20 protein-coding genes are annotated in these 16,105 nt (G+C 66.1%); all 20 read right to left on the bottom strand.

The features are described 5' to 3' along the window. Window positions 1-30: 30 nt before the first annotated feature. Window positions 31-3,930, bottom strand: a complete 3,900-nt coding sequence (locus tag ACH196_RS23245) for a glycoside hydrolase/phage tail family protein (RefSeq protein ID WP_396649316.1) — start codon at window positions 3,928-3,930, stop codon at window positions 31-33. 45 nt (window positions 3,931-3,975) lie between these two features. After that, on the bottom strand, window positions 3,976-4,440 hold the full coding sequence (locus ACH196_RS23240) for an NlpC/P60 family protein (RefSeq protein WP_396649315.1): 465 nt from the start codon (window positions 4,438-4,440) through the stop codon (window positions 3,976-3,978). Next, the gene (locus ACH196_RS23235; protein ID WP_396649314.1) at window positions 4,437-5,327 is read right to left on the bottom strand and encodes a DUF2163 domain-containing protein; all 891 of its coding nucleotides are present in this window, start codon (window positions 5,325-5,327) and stop codon (window positions 4,437-4,439) included. Before ACH196_RS23235 ends, ACH196_RS23240 begins: the two co-directional genes overlap by 4 nt. Further along, window positions 5,324-5,974 (bottom strand): TIGR02217 family protein, encoded by a 651-nt coding sequence (locus ACH196_RS23230; protein WP_396649313.1) that lies wholly within the window; start codon window positions 5,972-5,974, stop codon window positions 5,324-5,326. Before ACH196_RS23230 ends, ACH196_RS23235 begins: the two co-directional genes overlap by 4 nt. A 184-nt stretch (window positions 5,975-6,158) precedes the next feature. Further along, entirely contained in the window at window positions 6,159-6,716 is a 558-nt protein-coding gene (locus tag ACH196_RS23225; protein WP_396649312.1) for a phage tail tape measure protein, read from the bottom strand. Between the two features lie 42 nt (window positions 6,717-6,758). Then, window positions 6,759-7,001 (bottom strand): rcc01693 family protein, encoded by a 243-nt coding sequence (locus ACH196_RS23220; RefSeq protein ID WP_396649311.1) that lies wholly within the window; start codon window positions 6,999-7,001, stop codon window positions 6,759-6,761. Continuing rightward, entirely contained in the window at window positions 6,998-7,339 is a 342-nt protein-coding gene (locus tag ACH196_RS23215; protein ID WP_396649310.1) for a gene transfer agent family protein, read from the bottom strand. Before ACH196_RS23215 ends, ACH196_RS23220 begins: the two co-directional genes overlap by 4 nt. Next, on the bottom strand, window positions 7,336-7,749 hold the full coding sequence (locus ACH196_RS23210; RefSeq protein WP_396649309.1) for a phage major tail protein, TP901-1 family: 414 nt from the start codon (window positions 7,747-7,749) through the stop codon (window positions 7,336-7,338). Before ACH196_RS23210 ends, ACH196_RS23215 begins: the two co-directional genes overlap by 4 nt. 98 nt (window positions 7,750-7,847) lie before the next feature. Continuing rightward, complete coding sequence (locus ACH196_RS23205; RefSeq protein WP_396649308.1) at window positions 7,848-8,255, bottom strand: DUF3168 domain-containing protein; 408 nt, start codon at window positions 8,253-8,255, stop codon at window positions 7,848-7,850. Then, on the bottom strand, window positions 8,236-8,412 hold the full coding sequence (locus ACH196_RS23200; RefSeq protein WP_396649307.1) for a hypothetical protein: 177 nt from the start codon (window positions 8,410-8,412) through the stop codon (window positions 8,236-8,238). Before ACH196_RS23200 ends, ACH196_RS23205 begins: the two co-directional genes overlap by 20 nt. A gap of 8 nt (window positions 8,413-8,420) precedes the next feature. Next, window positions 8,421-8,756 carry a phage head closure protein gene (locus ACH196_RS23195; RefSeq protein ID WP_396649306.1) on the bottom strand — a complete coding sequence of 112 codons (336 nt, stop codon included), beginning with the start codon at window positions 8,754-8,756 and terminating at the stop codon, window positions 8,421-8,423. After that, window positions 8,756-9,325: a head-tail connector protein gene (locus ACH196_RS23190; protein WP_396649305.1), complete on the bottom strand. Its 570-nt coding sequence runs from the start codon at window positions 9,323-9,325 to the stop codon at window positions 8,756-8,758. Before ACH196_RS23190 ends, ACH196_RS23195 begins: the two co-directional genes overlap by 1 nt. Before the next feature lie 162 nt (window positions 9,326-9,487). Further along, window positions 9,488-10,741, bottom strand: coding sequence for a phage major capsid protein (locus tag ACH196_RS23185; protein WP_396649304.1), 1,254 nt, complete (start codon window positions 10,739-10,741; stop codon window positions 9,488-9,490). After that, entirely contained in the window at window positions 10,738-11,430 is a 693-nt protein-coding gene (locus tag ACH196_RS23180) for an HK97 family phage prohead protease (protein ID WP_396649303.1), read from the bottom strand. The genes ACH196_RS23185 and ACH196_RS23180 overlap by 4 nt, the downstream gene beginning before the upstream one ends. Next, entirely contained in the window at window positions 11,427-11,759 is a 333-nt protein-coding gene (locus ACH196_RS23175) for a DUF6107 family protein (RefSeq protein WP_396649302.1), read from the bottom strand. The genes ACH196_RS23180 and ACH196_RS23175 overlap by 4 nt, the downstream gene beginning before the upstream one ends. A gap of 95 nt (window positions 11,760-11,854) precedes the next feature. After that, complete coding sequence (locus ACH196_RS23170) at window positions 11,855-13,027, bottom strand: phage portal protein (protein ID WP_396649301.1); 1,173 nt, start codon at window positions 13,025-13,027, stop codon at window positions 11,855-11,857. Window positions 13,028-13,110: 83 nt separating this feature from the next. Continuing rightward, window positions 13,111-13,539, bottom strand: coding sequence for a GNAT family N-acetyltransferase (locus tag ACH196_RS23165; protein ID WP_396649300.1), 429 nt, complete (start codon window positions 13,537-13,539; stop codon window positions 13,111-13,113). An 89-nt stretch (window positions 13,540-13,628) separates the two neighbouring features. Next, window positions 13,629-13,916 carry a DUF1778 domain-containing protein gene (locus tag ACH196_RS23160; protein WP_396649299.1) on the bottom strand — a complete coding sequence of 96 codons (288 nt, stop codon included), beginning with the start codon at window positions 13,914-13,916 and terminating at the stop codon, window positions 13,629-13,631. 66 nt (window positions 13,917-13,982) lie between these two features. Then, on the bottom strand, window positions 13,983-15,248 hold the full coding sequence (locus tag ACH196_RS23155; protein WP_396649356.1) for a DNA-packaging protein: 1,266 nt from the start codon (window positions 15,246-15,248) through the stop codon (window positions 13,983-13,985). Further along, window positions 15,220-15,726, bottom strand: coding sequence for a hypothetical protein (locus ACH196_RS23150; RefSeq protein ID WP_396649298.1), 507 nt, complete (start codon window positions 15,724-15,726; stop codon window positions 15,220-15,222). The genes ACH196_RS23155 and ACH196_RS23150 overlap by 29 nt, the downstream gene beginning before the upstream one ends. Window positions 15,727-16,105 lie beyond the last annotated feature (379 nt).

Here is a 16,105-nt window from a genome sequence, read left to right as displayed (position 1 = left end):
TTTTCCTTTCAACGGTTTATGGATGGGAATTCAGAGAATGAATCGGCGCGAAGCGGAAATTCCCCAGCCGGCCGACAGGCTGAGCTGGCGCACCGCGACGTCGATCTCGGCAGGCGTTCCGCCGAAATCGGCGGCGATATCGCCGCTGGCATAGGTCCAGTTCGGAAGCGTCACCGTTTCCGAACGCACGACAGGCCCACCCACGGCCGACACATCGATACGATATTCCTCCCGCTCCTCGCCGAGCGGGATGTCCGTGGCTTCCCAGTCGTCGGCGTCGATGCGGCCGCGCCGGACCCACGAAAAGGCAAGGTCGCCACTCGAACCCGGCCGGCATCGCAGATGAACCGGTGCAAGCGGCAGCCGTGCGCGCAGACCCCCAGCCTCGGAATGGTCGGCGAAGGTATCTTCGGAAATGACCACGCCGGAAGGTCCGACGCGCCAGTTGAGCGGGAGGCCGATCTCACTGGCAAGCAGCCCGGCGGATTTCACCCTGTCGTCCAGAATGACGAAGGGCGAGCCCGCCGCGGCGCCAGAAGCCATGGCGTCGCCGGTTCCGAGTTGCCCTCTCAGTAGTCCAGCCAGCACCCAGACACCCGCGGAAATCTCCTCGGCCGTTTCGAACTGCAAAATCTCCCAGACACCGACATCCGACCGGACTGCGGCAACGTTCGCGCCATTGAGCAGTTGCAGCCGGCTGACGCTCGCGGCCTCTGCGTCGAACAACGCGACCGTGATGGTTTTCGCATGGTCGACCCGCCCCTCGAAGCTTCCCGCCGACAGCGGCTCCAGCAACTCGCCGAGGTCGGCGGGCCTTTCGATCGTCGCCCGCACGGAGAAGCCGGTATCCTCTGGCGAGGCAAGCAAAACCTGGCTCTTCCAAGGCTTTTGCCGCACCGCGATGCGGAAATGGTCCTGCGGCGCGGTCGATGCAGTTCGCGCCGGCAGGTCCAGGAACAGCGCGTAGGGTTTTCCGGCATGGATCGCCGGCATCTCGACGGCTTCCTGCGGAGGCGTTGTCCAGGCAACCGGAGCGGCCCGGTCGATGCGGCGCGCTTTCAGCCGCCGCACCAGGCCGTCTTCGACTTCGGTGACTATGAATTCCGAACCACCGCCGTCCGGCAGCGATATCACCGCACCCGGTTCGAAGCCCGCGCGATAATTCGCCAGCGACAGCGACACGCTTTCGCGCCCGGCCCACAGCCGCCGATGCCACTCGGTGACAAGCGCCGTACCCTGCTCACGTTCCAGAATGCCCGGAAAGCTCAGCGTCCGCTGTAACCGCCCGCTCGCGCCGGCCCTCAGGCTGCGCGCCGACCCGGTCTGGAAATCGGAAAGATGGTCCCGGAACACCAGAACCGCCTCGGCCGGCAATTCATGATCGGGCGCCCGCACCTTTTCGATGATCGCCGCGCCGTCCTCGACGACCATCTCGTCGATCGCCAGCGGCGCGGCCGGACGCGCCTGCATCGACCAGAATGCCAGCCCCGCCGCATCCTCGCAAACGGCAAGGCCGTAGAGATCGGCCAACGGCTCCAGCGCTGTCCGCGCCGAACCCGGCTCGTCGACGACGTATCCTTGCAGCGTTCCATCGGCCAGCGAAACATCAGCCGCCGGCAATCCATGATCGGCGAGGATCGCATTGATCAGGGAACCCAGGTCCGGCGCTTCCAGCCGGCCGTTCAGCCAATGCCCGAAATGCCAGTTCGAGCCGTCCGCCCAGACGTTCCCCTGCAACGGAAAAGCCGGAAACGGCCGCGCGTCCCAGCACCAGACCCAAGTGCGCTCGTGGTCGAGCATCCGCCCGCCATAGACCGGCGACAGCGGATTTGCGGCCGGATCGAAATTTTGGCTCGCCGGATCCCAATGCGCGGCATGCGCCTCCAGAAAGCGTTTTGGCGCGAGGTCACTGCGCCCGCCGCTGGAGAAATAGGGCGTAAAACTCTCGCTCGACTTCGGATCGACGAAAACGTTCGGCTGGTTCGGCCCCTTGTCGATCGCCGGGCAGCCGAGTTCGGTCAGCCAGATCGGCTTGCCACGCGGCACCCAGTCCGTCGGCGTCAAAACCTCGACGCCACCGATGCGGTCGAAATGCTGGTTCGACCACCAGCCGACGAGATCCTTGTAGCGGAACGTCCAAGGCTTTCCAAAAGCATCGTCGGTGATCGGCGTGCGTATCCGCGCCTGCCGGTCGGCAAAACTGGCGTAATACCAATCGAACCCCTCGCCGGAATTGATCGCGGCACGTAAAGCAACAGGATCGTATGGCCCACGCGCCTCGTCCGGATTGCCGAAACGGTAGTCGGCGTCGCGCCAGTCCGACAGCGGCATGTAATTGTCGATGCCGACGGCGCTGATAGATGGCCGCGACCAAAGCGGATCGAGGTGGAAGAAGACATCACCCGAGCCGTCCTGCGGCTGGTGGCCGAAATATTCCGTCCAGTCCGCGCCATAGCAGATGTCGGTGTCCGGCCCGAGCAGCGCCTTGGCCTCGTCAGCCAGTTCGCACAGCGCGTCGACGAATGGAAAGGCATTCGCCGCGTCGCGCAGCGTGGTCAGGCCGCGCAGTTCGGAGCCGATCAGGAACGTGTCGACGCCGCCGGCGACAACCGCCAGATGCGCATAGTGCAGGATCAGCCGCCGGAACCTCCATTCGTCGGAGGCGCCGCCGAATGCGATCGTGTGATCTCCTTCCGAAAAATCCCCCGGCGCAGCGGACCCGCAAAACAATTCGACCTGCGCCCTTGCCGCCGCCGTCTTGTCAGCGGTATCCGGCTGGTCCGGTCCCGGAAAACACGAGATGCGGCCGCGCCACGGATAGGCCGCCTGCTCACCACCGCCATGCGGGTCGGGCAGGCCGTTGTCCCCAGCCACATCCATCATCACGAACGGATAGAGCGCGACCCTCAGGCCGCGCGCCTTGATCTCGGCGATCGCCGCCATCACGGAACGGTCGGTCGGCGTCCCGCCATAGGCCGACCCGCCGCCATGCGTTGAGACGATTCGCGCCCCGACGCGCCCAATGCCGGAAACCATCCAGGGTCTGGAGAAACCAGCGCCGCTGGCGGTGGTCACCCCCGGCCGGATCGAGCAAAACCCTGCGCGCAGATCGTCGGCGAACCATGAGACGACCAGCGCGATATCGGTGAGGTTCGGGCACAGCGCTTGCAACTCGTCGAGCGAGGCGGCGAGATCGCTCGACGCAAACAGGACATGGCGGTTTTCCGGCACAGTCTCGCCCGGCCGCAGCTTGCGGGTCACCTTGTCCGGATCCAGCCCATACTCCGTCGAACCGGGGATGAGCGCCACGCCGCGTATGTCGTGGCGCAGCCTGCCAACCGGCCGCAGCACCTCGAACTGGATCTGCGGAATCCTGTTTCCGTAATCTCCGAGCGGCAGGCGCTCGAACACGGCATAGGCGAGGCCGCGATAGGCCGGCGTGTTGCCCGCGCCCTGTTTGGCCGAAATCAGCGGGTCCGGCGCCTGGTCCGCGCCGCCCGTATGCACCCGCATTTCGATGCCGGTCAGGTCGAGTTCCCGCCCGTCCGCCCAGACGCGGCGCACCGCGGCGATCTCGCCCTCGCAGAGCGCGAAGGCGACGTTGGCGAAATAGCTGTATTCGGTGACCTTGGTGCCGCCCTTGCCGCCTTGCCGGCGGGTCGTGCTCGTCTCCTCGAAACGCGTCGCCCAGATGATCGTGCCACCGAGCCGCGCGGTGCCGTAGAGGCGCGGGATGGCCGCGCCCTCCTCCGCTGAAAAAGGCCTCGCGCCGGCCAGCCGTGGCCCCTCGACGCGTCGCGTGCCGTCGATCAACGCGCGGTCGAGCGCATAACCCGCAAGCGCGCCTGCCGCCGTGCCGACCGCGCCGCCGATCGAACCGAACAGCCCGCCGAGATAGGCGCCGGCTGCCTGGAGGAGAAGAACCGCCATGGCGAGAACCCGTTGTTCGGAAAAATTGTTTCGGAAGTATCCGGCTCAGCCGGCGGCTCCGATTTTGGGAAAAGCGAACGCCGCCGCGATCCGCTTCCGCCACTGCGGCACCAGCGCGCTGACCACCACCGCGCTGCCTTCATAGGCGTGGACGAAGCGGTCGGGCGCCACCAGGATCGCGGCATGTTTTGCCGGCAGGTTTGGTCGCCAGCGGAACAGGATCAGGTCGCCCGCCGTAGCCTTGGCAAACGACTTTTCACGACAATGCCGCCGCGCCGCTTCGAGGAACCGGTCGGCGCCGCCCGCCTCCGCCCAGTCGACCGAGTAAGGTCCGGGCTCCTCCGGCACCGCGCCATAGACCGCGCGCCAGACTCCGATCAGAAGCCCGAGACAGTCGCAGCCCACGCCCTTGCGCGAACCCTGGTGCCGGTAAGGCGTGCCGACCCAGTCCAGCGCTTCCGCCAGGATCCGCTCGCCAACATCGCCCACAACTTCAACATCATCGCTCATGGCACCAGCGGGCCTCCGTCGAAAACATCGCCGTCGACCGCATAGCCATAGACCGCGTCGTTGCCTGGCAGATGCGGAAACCCCTGGAAGTTCAGTGCATTGTCGAATTTCGCCTTGCAGGTCGCGAAGGTCTTGTCGCAGCCGGCCCTTATCAGGAACATGTCGCCCGGCTGCGGCGCGGCGGCCTCGCCGGGTTGCAGCGTCAGTTCGACAGCACCCTGGCGCGTCGCATGCCCTGCAACATGCGCCATGCGTCCGGCCAGCGCGCCGCTCGTCCATTCGAGCGAGCCAAGCGCGAACCATTCCGCTTCGAAGGAATCCAGCCCCGAGACGCGGAGCATCTCCGGCGTCTCCGCCGCGACCACGGTGCCGGCAGCGAAAAAACCCGGCAGGTCCATGGCGAAACGGCAGCGCGCATCGCCCAGTTCCGCATTGCACCGCCGCCCAATCACCCGCCCGTTCACCTGGTCGAGCGCATGCATGCGGCTCTTCAGTTCGGCGACGAACGCGCCGTCGCGTCGCGTGATCTTGCCGATCGTGGCGCTGCGCAGTTTTGCGAATTGCTCCGGCGCCGCCCAGTTGACCAGCAACGTCTCGACCGTCGCGTCATTATAGAGCCCGGCCGCGATATCGGCCTCGTCGATGTCGTCGGACGACAATGCGCCCTCAACATCCACCGTATCGACGGCCAGGCCCAGCGTGTCGCGGGCTTCCGTTGCGCTGAAACCGGTCAGCGGCTCGAATGGCGTTCCGTCGACGGTCAGCCGCCGGTCATGATCAGTAAAACCCTTCACCACGGCGTCGCGCCGCGTCAGCCGCCAGCAATGGCAGATCGTCGTCGCCTCGCCCTCGAGATGCGCGGCGAGCGGTTCGGGATAGATGGTCAAAGCCGTACCTCCACCAGTGGGATCGACGGGATGGCGCCGGCCTTGAAGGCACTGATGCCGATCTCCAGCCGGTCGATGTCGAAGCGCACCGGCACGTCGAACTCGAAGCCGGCCGTCACTTCCTCGTCGACGCCCGGCACAGCGGAAGGCGAGAACACGATCTCGCCGGTCGCATCGTCGAACGCATAGTCCGCGGGCGTCGCGGCCGGCATGCCGCCTACCGCCACCATCAGGCTGACGGACACCGGCTTGCGGATCGGCCGCGCATAGGCGCTTTCGCCATCGCCATAGGACTTGACCAGCGCGAAGCGTGTTCGCGCGCCATCGCCAGTGCCAAGCACCTGATCCGTATCAGTCGGGATCTGGTCGGCGCGGCACGACTTCATGTCGAACGGATCGCGGAACCGGAAGGCGTGCAGCGACCCGCGCCGCGCCTCGAAGAAATCGACGATCTCATAGAGATCGGCCAGAGAGCGCAGCCCCGTTCCGGCGTCGTAACGATGCCTGGAATGGGCAAAGCGCGCATTGCGCTTCTCCCGGCCGGAAGTCAGCGTGACGATCTCGTTGCGCCGCTCCGGCCCGCCGGTCGCGCCGAAGGAGACGGCGGTCGGAAATCGCACGTCGTGGAAGGCGGATAGTTCGGTCATGGGAAATTCCTTGGAGGGCAGTAGGCAGTAGGCAGTAGGCAGCGAAAGGGGAACTTGTCCCGGTAAAGCGATCAACCGGGCGGTAGCGAGATTTTTACGCAACTCTCAAGACAGGCTCCGGGAACAAGCAGCCCTACTGCCTACTGCCTACTGCCTACTGCCTACTGCCTACTGCCTACCTTGTTCAAAACGTCCGCGTCCCCCGCGACACCGCCCTTGCCAGCATCCCGGTCACCTGCGCCTCGGACTTGCGGAACGAGGCAGCGTCCTGCGTGGTGACGTTGAACACGACGTTCACCGCCGCCCCGCTGCTGCCCGCGGCGACGCCAAGCCTGCCGTCCGGCCCTCGCCGCAGCGGCATCACGGCCTCGGCGCCCGCCTCGCCCATCAGGCCGAGACGCCCGCCGGCGGGAAAATAGGTCGGAGACGAGACCACGCCGCCCGCCGCGAACGGCACGACGCCACCCTTGGCGAAAGGCAAGGCCAGCCCGCCGGTGATCCCGGAAAACAGCGACCCCAGCAATCCCTGAAGCGGTTGCAGGCCCTGGTTCAGCGCCATGCCCGTCAGGCTCAACGCGACGCGGCGCAGCACGCTGTCCAGTTCCCTGCCATCGATGACGGCGCCGCGCAGCGCGCCGGTCAGTTGCGTGCCGAAACTCGCCGACAGCCTCTGCAGATTGTCGAGCGCCGCCAGGAACGGCTCGGTATCCGCCTCGATCGAGACGACGACGTTCTCAGCCATGGCCAAATCTTCCTGTGCCAGCTTGTGTTAGGCAGGCCGGGGTCACCCGTTTTCCGGGGCCTTCGCGTCCGGAAACGCCGCCATCATCGCCGCCAGATCGCGGCGTCGCGGCCCGCCGTCGCCCGCGCCGCGATGAAAACTCATCGCCCGCTCGAATTCACGCGGCGTCATCGTCCAAAAATCCTTCGGAGAAAGCCGCAGCAGGCCGAACCCCAGGGCCATCACCGTGTCCCAGGGAAACGCCTCCGGCGAAGGGCCGCCGTCCCGGCCCGCTGCGGCGGTCAAGGGCGCGGCGGCTGTTCCGCCGTCTTCGCGCCGAAGGTCGCCGCCAGCAGTTCGGCGACGATCGCGGCGAACCCCGCCGCGCCGCCCGTTGCCTGCATGCGCGCCACCTCGTCGTCGGCGACCACGTTGCCCGCGCCGCGCAGGCCGGCGCCGACGATGCGGATCAGGTCGCGCGCCGAAAGCCGGCCGCCGGCAAATCGCTCGACCAGCGCGCCGAGATCGTCCGCTTCATACGCCGCCTCCAGTTCTGCCAGCGCGCCGAGCGTCAGGCAGAGCCGATATGCTTGTCCGTCGAGTTCCGCGGCCACCTCGCCGCGCCGCCGGTTCACAGTCATCACGCTGCCTCGAAGCTGATGGCGCCAGCCGATTCCAGGCCGATCTCGAAGGTCACCTCGCCGTCATGATTGCCCGAATATTCGAGCGCGGTGATCTGGAACGGCCCCTCGACCACGCCGAAGGCCGGGATTGCCATTTGCCAGTCGACGATATCGGCCGAGAAGAATCGCGTGCGGATCGAGGCGTCGGACTGTGCGTCCTTGAAGATGCCGGAACCGCTGACCGAGGCGCGCTGGATGCCGCTGCCGGCCAGCAGTTCGCGCCAGCGCCCGGCCGAATCCGCATCGGTCACGTCGACCGCCTCGCTGTTGAAGGCCAGCCGCCGCGAGCGCAGCCCGGCGACAGTGACGAAATTTCCGAGCCCGTCGAGATCGATCTTGAGCAAGAGATCCTTGCCCTTCTGTGCAGCCATTTCGGCCTCCTGAAAGTAAAAATTCGCAATGAGGTTGGCGCCTCTCACATCCCCTTTGTCCTGAAAGAGGTTGCGGCCGAAGCTCGATATACTCCGCGCTAAGCGGCCTCCGTCAGCGCCCGGAACCGCATCAGCCCATGATGTACCGACGCATCCTCGTCGAAGCGCGCCTCGGAAAACTCCAGCCGCAGGCTGACAAGATGATAGCCGGTGAGTTCCAGCGGAGTATCATGCAGCAGCGCTTTTACGCGCTCCATGATTGCCATGGTTTCCTTCTTGCCCTGCACCTTGGACCAGATGTGCAGCGTGAACAGATGCTCGTCGCCGCTCTCCGTGCCGGTGCTCCAGTCGAACACGCTGGTGCGGCCGAAGGTGATGTAGGGAAACCCGACATGCGCCGGGGCATGGTCATGGATCTTTGCCGCACCCAGCAGCGCAGCCAGTGGTCCATCGCCGCCAAGCGCGGCGAAGATCGCCTTCTGCAGTTCAGCGGCGGATTGCGTCATCGTCCGCTCCCGTCATTGGGCGTCGCCGCTGTCGGCCACGCGCGGCGACCGCCTCATCTTCCATATCGGAAGCCGCGCCGGGAAATTCCACATCGTCGGCAAGCTGTTGCGCCTGCATCCTCAGAGCCCGAATCAAGCCGTCGAGCGTCAGTCGCATTGCGAGTTTCATGACTCTGCCTCCCTCACCCGACAGGCAAGATAGCGTCCCGTCTCGTCGGGATCATGAACGGTCAGGATGTCGAAGACGCGCGCCTGGCTGACGAAACGCATACCGGGGGCGACGCCATCGCGCCGCCGGATAGTGACCCGATGCGTGTTCTCTTCCTGCACCTGCCCGGCGCCGAAGCGGCTCGCCTGCGATAGCGGTTCGACCAGCCCGAACACTGTGGCGACGTCCTGCCAGACGGCCGCGTGGCCACCGAGGCCGTCACCGGTCAGCACCGCCGATTGCAGCGACAATTCGGTGCGCAGCGCGCCGGGATCGATAAACGCCGCTTTCATCACAGCCTCCGGTCGCGATAGCCGGAGATCATCCGCTCATAATTGGGCGGATAGGAAACCGGCTGCTCGTCCGGGCCATAACTGGCGCGGAACTCGTACCAATGCGCCACCAGCACCAGGATGGCGCGGCGCAGCAGATCGGGCACATCGGTCCCCGCCTCGCCGAAACCGGCACGGAAATCGATCTCCAGCCCGTTCATGGCCCGCATCGGCTCCGGCCGCTTGCGAAAGGACAGTCGCGCCGGACGTGAGACGAGATCGGCCTGGTAGTCGTCGGGACTGACCAGCGAAGCCTCGTCTTCCGTCCCATAGGCGGTCACGGCTATGACCTCCTTCGCCGGATGGCGCATCAGCACGACCATGTCGCCGCGCGGAACGGCGTCCAGCACCAGTCGCCAGCTCTGGTCGATCAGGGCCAGACCCGTCGTCCGTTCCAGATCTTCGCGGGCTGCGCGGATCAGCCCCTCGATCAGTGCGTCCTCGGACGATCCAGCGAGCCTCAGGAAGCTTTTCGCCTCCGAAACCGTCACGGGTTCCGCCTCCGGCGCTCCAGTGAGAACCAGTGTCATCAAAAACCTCATTGTCAAAAGAGCAGCGGCCCCGGTTGGGAGAAAACCGGGGCCGCGACGGCACATGCGACGCAGGGCGCAAGGAGGAGTGACCGCCCGTCGGCTAAGTGCCGTTTTCATTGCCCGGCGGACGCTACCGCCCGCCGGAAAGCCCGCACTGTCTCAGGTCGTGCCGTATTTCAGCAGCTTGATCGCGTCGAAATCCTGCACTCCACCACCGACCCGCTTGGTCGTGTAGAACAGCACGTAGGGTTTGATCGAATACGGATCGCGCAGCACGCGCACGCCCGTCCGGTCGACCACCAGATAGCCGCGGGCAAAATCGCCGAAGGCGATCGGCGTCTCGTCGGTGGCGGCGTCGGGCATGTCCTCGGCCTCGACCAGCGGAAAGCCCATCAGCATGGCGCGGCTGCCGGGCGTGGCCGGCGGCTGCCAGAGATAGTTGCCGTCGGCATCCTTCAGCTTGCGGATCGCCGCCTGGGTTTTTCTGTTCATCACCCAGTTGGCGTTCTGCCGGTAGCCGGCCTTGAGCGCATAGACGAGGTCGATCAGCTTGTCCGACGGATTGCTCGCCGGCAGCGCGCCGGCGACGCCCGTGGCGATGTAGCCGATATTGTCCCAGGCCCAGCTACTCTCCGCAACGATGTTGTAGGCGAGAAAGCCCTTCGGCTTGTTGGTGCCGTTGCCATTGACGAAGGCGGTGCCTTCCTGTTCGGCGAAGGCCGTCTCGATCTCGGCCGCGATCCACTGGTCGAGGTCGACCACCGCATCCTCCAGCAGCGCCGGCGTCGCCGCCGGCATGGCGTAGAGCTCGGCCGTCGGAAACTGCATCTCCTCCAGCGCCGGCGAGTTGGTCTGCGGCCGCGCCGCCGTCTCTGCCACCCAGCCGACCGCCGGCCCGGTCTTGGAGAACGGCTTTTTCAGCACCGCCGAAGACACCTGGCGCACCGAGGCGATCGAGCGGATCGGCGAGATCTGCGCCAGCCGCTTGCCGATCTCCGCCTCGATCTCGTCCGGCACCAGGTAGCCGCCATCGGCGCCGGAGCCGATGGACATCGCCTTCAGGTCTAGCGTGCGCATCGCCCGCTCGTCGCCGCGTCTGAGATAGGCGTCGAAAGCCGCCTTGTGCTCCGAGGGCGCCGCCCTTCGGCCGCCGTCGCCAAGCTGCGGGCGTACCCGCTTCAGCGAAAGATCGTCCAGCACCCGCTTCTGCTGGTCGAGCGCCTTGGAGATGCGCTCGACCTTGTCGGTGGTCACCACATCGGCGCCGAGGCGCCGCTCGATGTCAGCCAGTTTCTCGTCATTGGCCTCCTTGAAGGCCTCGAAGGTCGACATGAAGTCGCCGAAGGCCTCGGCGAGGTCGGCGCCGTCGGCCGATTTGCGTTCCAGCCCTTGCGGGCCTGTCTGTTCCGTCATGGTTTTGTCTTTCGTGTTGGATGCATGAATCGTGTCGCCTCGCGAAGCCTGTTCACGAGGTCTTCCGTCGTCCCCGGGGCGGCGTCCCGCAGGCCCAGCAGGCTGGCGTAGCCCTTGGCAATCACCGTGCGGGCCTCGCCACGCGACAGCCCCGCATCCCGCGTGAGCCAGCGTTCGAATGTTCGGATGGTGGGCAGCGCGCCGCGGCCCTTCACGGCCTCGACGCGCGCGCCGGGCAGCATCGGAAACGTCACCACCGAGATTTCCCACAGATCTGCCTCGACGATGCGACGCACACCTGTCTTGGCATCGTTGCTCGCCTTCACGGCGCGAAAACCGATCGACAACCCGTCCAGCGCGCCGGCGCGCATCAGCGACAGCACTTCTCGTGCCCTAACGACGTTTTTCGCAAGTTGGCCGCGCACGAACAGGCCGCGCGTGTCCTCGCGAAGCTCGGTCCACACGCCGATCGGCTCGGCCGGATCATGCTGGTAGAGCATACGGATGCCGGCCGCGCCGCGGTCGCGGATCGAACGGGCGAAGGCGCCGCGCACCACCATGTCCTTGCCCAGGTCGACCGTGTCGAACAGGCTGGCATAGCCGCTGAAAGCGCCGTCCGGTTCCACCCCGGCCAGCCTGAAGCCGGCGTATTTGCGCTCGCGCGCCCTGTCCTGAACCCGTCCGGTCATTTGCCGCTCCTGAAGAGGCGGCCTATGCCGCCATTGCTGAAGGCCCGCTGCAGCAGGCCGAGCGCCCACCAGGCGCAAAGGCTGGCCGCCGCCGCGCCCATCAATGCCGTCTCGCCCGTGCCGATGATCTTCTCGATGCCGAGTTCGCTGGCGATCTTCAGGCCGGCCGTGCCGCCGAAGACCAGGCCGCAGACCAGTCCGACGGCAAACCGCACCGCCGCCTCGCGCCGCCCGGTCGGCAGGATGTAAGCAAGCGAGATCGCCGAGCCGGCAACCGCGCCCGCTCCCTTGGCGACCCAAAGCCAGGCCGCCTCGTTGAAGTCTGTCATTGTTGGAATTCCTGTCGTAGGGGCTGTAGGCAGTCGGCAATAGGCAGTCGAGGAAAATGCCTCCGAACGCTTCCCTACTGCCTACTGCCTACTGCCTACTGCCTACTGCCGTATCCAACCGCCTCCCGCTTCTCGTCGTCGCTGAGGAAACCGGCCGCCCCCACCCTCGCCCACAGCGCCTCGCGCTCGACGGCCAGTCCGTCGACCTGGTCGGCGTCGTACCAAAGCCGCAGGCCGTCGCCGAAAACCGGCGCCAGCCAGGCGGAAAACTCCCGCACGGTGCGCGCCACCAGCGGCAGCACGGTCATGCGGTAGAAGGCGCGGTTCGCCTCCTGATAGTTGGCGTAGGTATTGTCGCCCGGAACGCCGAGCAGCATCGGCGGCACGCCGAAGGCCAGCGCGATGTCGCGGCTGGCCGAATTCTTCGCCTCGATGAAATCCATGTCCTTCGGCGACAGGCCCATCACCTTCCAGTCCATCCCGCCCTCCAGCACCAGCGGCTTTCCCGCCTTCGCCGCGCCGGAATACTGTTCCTTCAGATCGGCCTTCAGCCGGTCGAACTGCTCGTCGGTGAGGTTGCCGCCATCCTTCGGCGCATAGACCAGCGCGCCGGAGGGCCGCGCCGAATTGTCGAGCAGCGCCTTGTTCCAGCGCCCCGCCGCATTGTGGGTGTCCAGCGCCATGAGCGCCGCCTCCAGCGGCGGAAAGCCGTGGATATCGTCGAGCGGATGGAACAGATTGAGATGCAGCGCCCCGCCGTCCTGCGCTGCCCCTGCCGGCACGCTGCGCCGTCCCTTGTCGGTCCGGTAGTCCAGCGCCACCGGCCAGCCCTGCCCATCACAAACCACCGACACGCGGTCGGGCCGTAGCAGATGCAGCTCGCGCAACGCCTCTCCGGCCTCGACCAATTCGACATAGGCGTTGCCGGAGATCAGCAAATGCCCGTAGAGCACCTCCAGAAAACTCGCGCCCGCCTGCCTTCGGTTCGGCCGCTCCAGCAGCGTGAGCAGGGGATGCTGCGACAGTTCCGCCGCGCCGTCATAGAGCAGCCACGGCACTGCCGAAGCCGTCCCGGCGATCAGCCGCACGGCGCGGTGCACGACCGGGTTCCTCATGAACCCCTCGCGCGCCAGGCCCGCATAGTCGCGCCGCGTCCACGCGGCCTCCGCCTGCATGTGCAAGGCGACGAAACCCAGCCCGCCGCTCTTGATTTCTGGCACGCCCTTGCCGTTCCGGGCGCTCCCGCGCCAGGGCCATTTCAGTTGCATCGGTGTTTCCTTGATTGGCGGGGCAGTGGGCAATGGGCAGTCGGAAGAGAAAGTGGCGAGATCTTCTTGCTACTGCCTACTGCCTATTCCTCGTCTCGCTCCGCCGCCGCGATCGACTGCAGAATATCAGTGATCGGCAGGACCAGCTTGAGCGGGTTGATCTTGGTTTCCTGAAAATGAAGCCGGCGGTAGAATTTGGCCGCCTCCTCATCGAGCGCATCGACCACCATGGCACGAAACGCTACCTGACGCGCAGCCAGGCAGGTGGTTTGAAGTGCGTGCGCAAGCAGTATCCGCCCCAGTCCATTGCCTTTGACATCGTTGTGAACCGCGAGCCGCGCCAGCAGCGCGATCGGCAGTTCGGTCGGTGCACCGTGTTTCGCCAGAGCCTTCGGTGCTTCCTTCCTGAACAGAACGCCGGCGCACAGGGCATAATACCCTTTGACCTCCATGGCGGCGTCCCGCACAACGAAGGTCCGCGTATAGTTCTCACGCTGGTTGTGCAGCGCCATGTCGCGCAGCCAGACGTCCAGCGTCGGGCGGCCACAGGTAAAATCGGCGACCCGATGATCCGGCGTCAGCAGTTCGGGCGGAAAAAGGCCTAGCCGCCCGAGTTCGCCCATTTGACCTTGTTCGCCGCCTTGAACAATTCGACCAGTTCTGGCCGCGGCTTGCCCGGTTTCGACAGCATTTCCTCGATCTCATCGAATAGCTGGGCGTCGAGATGGAAGAAGCGCTGGTCGAGCACAGCCTTCTCGGCCTGCGCCGACGCAGCCTCCAGCACAAACGCCGACAAGGTTTTGCCGCTTGCCAAAGCGCCGCGCCGGATCAAGTCAAGTTCCTCGCGCGACATGCGCACATTCAGGTTTTCTTTCTTCAGAGCAGGCATCGTCGAACTCCTTGCTCCGGATCATAGCAGAATGCGCCGTAATGACAATGTGAGCACAAAGAAACACTAATCCCCAATCGTCCTCACCCTCGGCTCTCCCGCGCGCCCCGGCGTCAACTCGCTCACCGCCCAGACCAGCGCGTCTACGCGGTCCGGCGAGCGGCCGCCGGAAAGACCGTCTAGGCCGAAGTCGCACATCTCGTCCTCCAGCGCGGGGAAGCGGCCGGCATGAACCACCCTCTCCTGCTGGTAGAGCATCTGCACCGGCTCGGCCCGCGTCCATTTTCCGTGCCGGGCGCGCACCGCCCTGACCGGAACCGAGGCGTCCGCCGCGCGGATCACCGCGCTCACCATGTCGCCGCCCTGGTTCACCTCGGCGACGATGCAGTCGGCTTCCAGCCGATGGAATAGGTTCACCGCGGCATTCGCCCAGGCCTGCGGCTTCGCCGCCCGCATGCTCGCGTCGGCCAGCACCACGATCCGCCCGTCAGCCGCCCTTCCCGCCGCGACGATGCCGCAGGCGTCGGAGGAGCGCCGCGAACTCGCCGGCGGATCGACCGCCACGACGATGCGCCCGACCTCCGGCGCCTCGGCCGCATAGGCCTTTTCGACCAGCTCGCGCGACCACAGCGCGTCCTCGCGATCCTCGATCAACTCGCCGTCGAGCTCCTGCCGGATGAGCCTGGAATTGCGATAACGCTCCGACAAAGCGACGATAAACCCCGGCGCCAGGTTTTTCATGTTCCCTGCCGTAGTAAAACGCGACACCACCACTGAAGGGTCGGCCATCAGCCGCTTCATCAGCTTCGTCGGCCTTGGCGTCGTCGTGATGACCTGCCTGGGCAGCGCGCCCAGGCGCAGTCCGAACTGCAGCATGTCGAAGGTCGCCTCGGCATTTTTCCATTTCGCCAGCTCGTCGCACCAGGCGGCGTGAAATTGCGGGCCACGCAGGCTTTCCGGGTCCTCCGAGGAAAACATATGCGCCACCGCGCCGGTCTCCCAGACTACACGGCGGCGACTCGGCTCGAAGCGGGCGCGGGTTTTTCGCGCCGTGGCGAGGATGCCGGACGGTCCCTCCACCATCACCTCGCGCACATCGCCCAGCGTCTCGCCCACCAGCGCGATCAGCGCGTGCCTGCGCTTCGCCACCGCGAAGGGCGGCAGGCCGCGCGCCACGGCGTTGACCCATTCGGCGCCCAGCCGCGTCTTGCCCGCCCCGCGCCCGCCGCTGACCAGCCAGATTGGCGGCAGGCCGAGCAGCAGCGGATATTGCTCGCCATGGGCGAAGGATATCCATTCGCCATCAGCCAGCTTCGCCCCCGCCAGGCCCAGATGCCCGTGCGACCATGCCTGCTGCGATTTCCATCGCGAGCTGGACAATCCGTTCGTTAATGCGATCGAGCGTATCGGCGACGTCTTCATCGTTCCTGATCTGATTTCCCTTGGCGGCCTCGTCGGACCGCATGATCTCGTCGATCTTCTCCACGCCGCGGATCATCGCCAGCATGGCGTCGATCTCCTGCTTGTCGATCTTCTTGCCTTCCTCCAGGCTCGCCGCCTGCACCGCCTCGACCTTGCCGAGCAGCCCGAGCGATATGGCGCGCACCCGCGCCAATATGTCCGGCTCCGGCTCGCGGTCGAGCTGCCAGCCTTCGCGCTCGGCGTCGGCGCGCAGGGTCCGTACAGACAGCGTACTGGCGTCGGCCAGAAGCTCCAGCGTCGGCTTCGCGCCTTCCGCCAGCAAACGCAGCGCCCGCTGGCGCGCCAGGGGGCGTTTCACCTGCCCTTTGGGCGGCGATTGTTTTGGCATTTTATTTTCCCGATTGAGGTCGAACGGTGCGGCCGGCTCCCTTCTCCCCGTTCACGGGGAGGTCCGCAGGACGGCCCGAGGGGCCGGATGAGGGGCGGCGCCAACCCGCGTCGGGAGCGTCTGCCTCCGCCGCTTCGCGCCACTCACACTTTTCGGACGATAACTGAACCCTACCAGACCACCGTCACGCCGTCAAGGACTTTTTTCCTATTCCTGCGAGAAAATTCGCGACGCCCAAATTCGCGCCCCGGACGCGGCTCGAATCCCGAGCCGGATGGTCGGCGCTCCCTGATCAGCTTCCCGTGATGGCCGGACCGCCACAATGTCCGGCCTCCCGACACCCTTGGTCCGGTTGGTGGCGCCCAAATCGGGTTGCGCA

Origin of the sequence: Mesorhizobium sp. IMUNJ 23232, from assembly GCF_044326205.1 — a bacterium.
Classification (GTDB): Bacteria; Pseudomonadota; Alphaproteobacteria; order Rhizobiales; family Rhizobiaceae; genus Kumtagia.
Note: the sequence above shows the minus strand (reverse complement) of the source record. Positions and strands in the feature narration are given on the sequence as shown.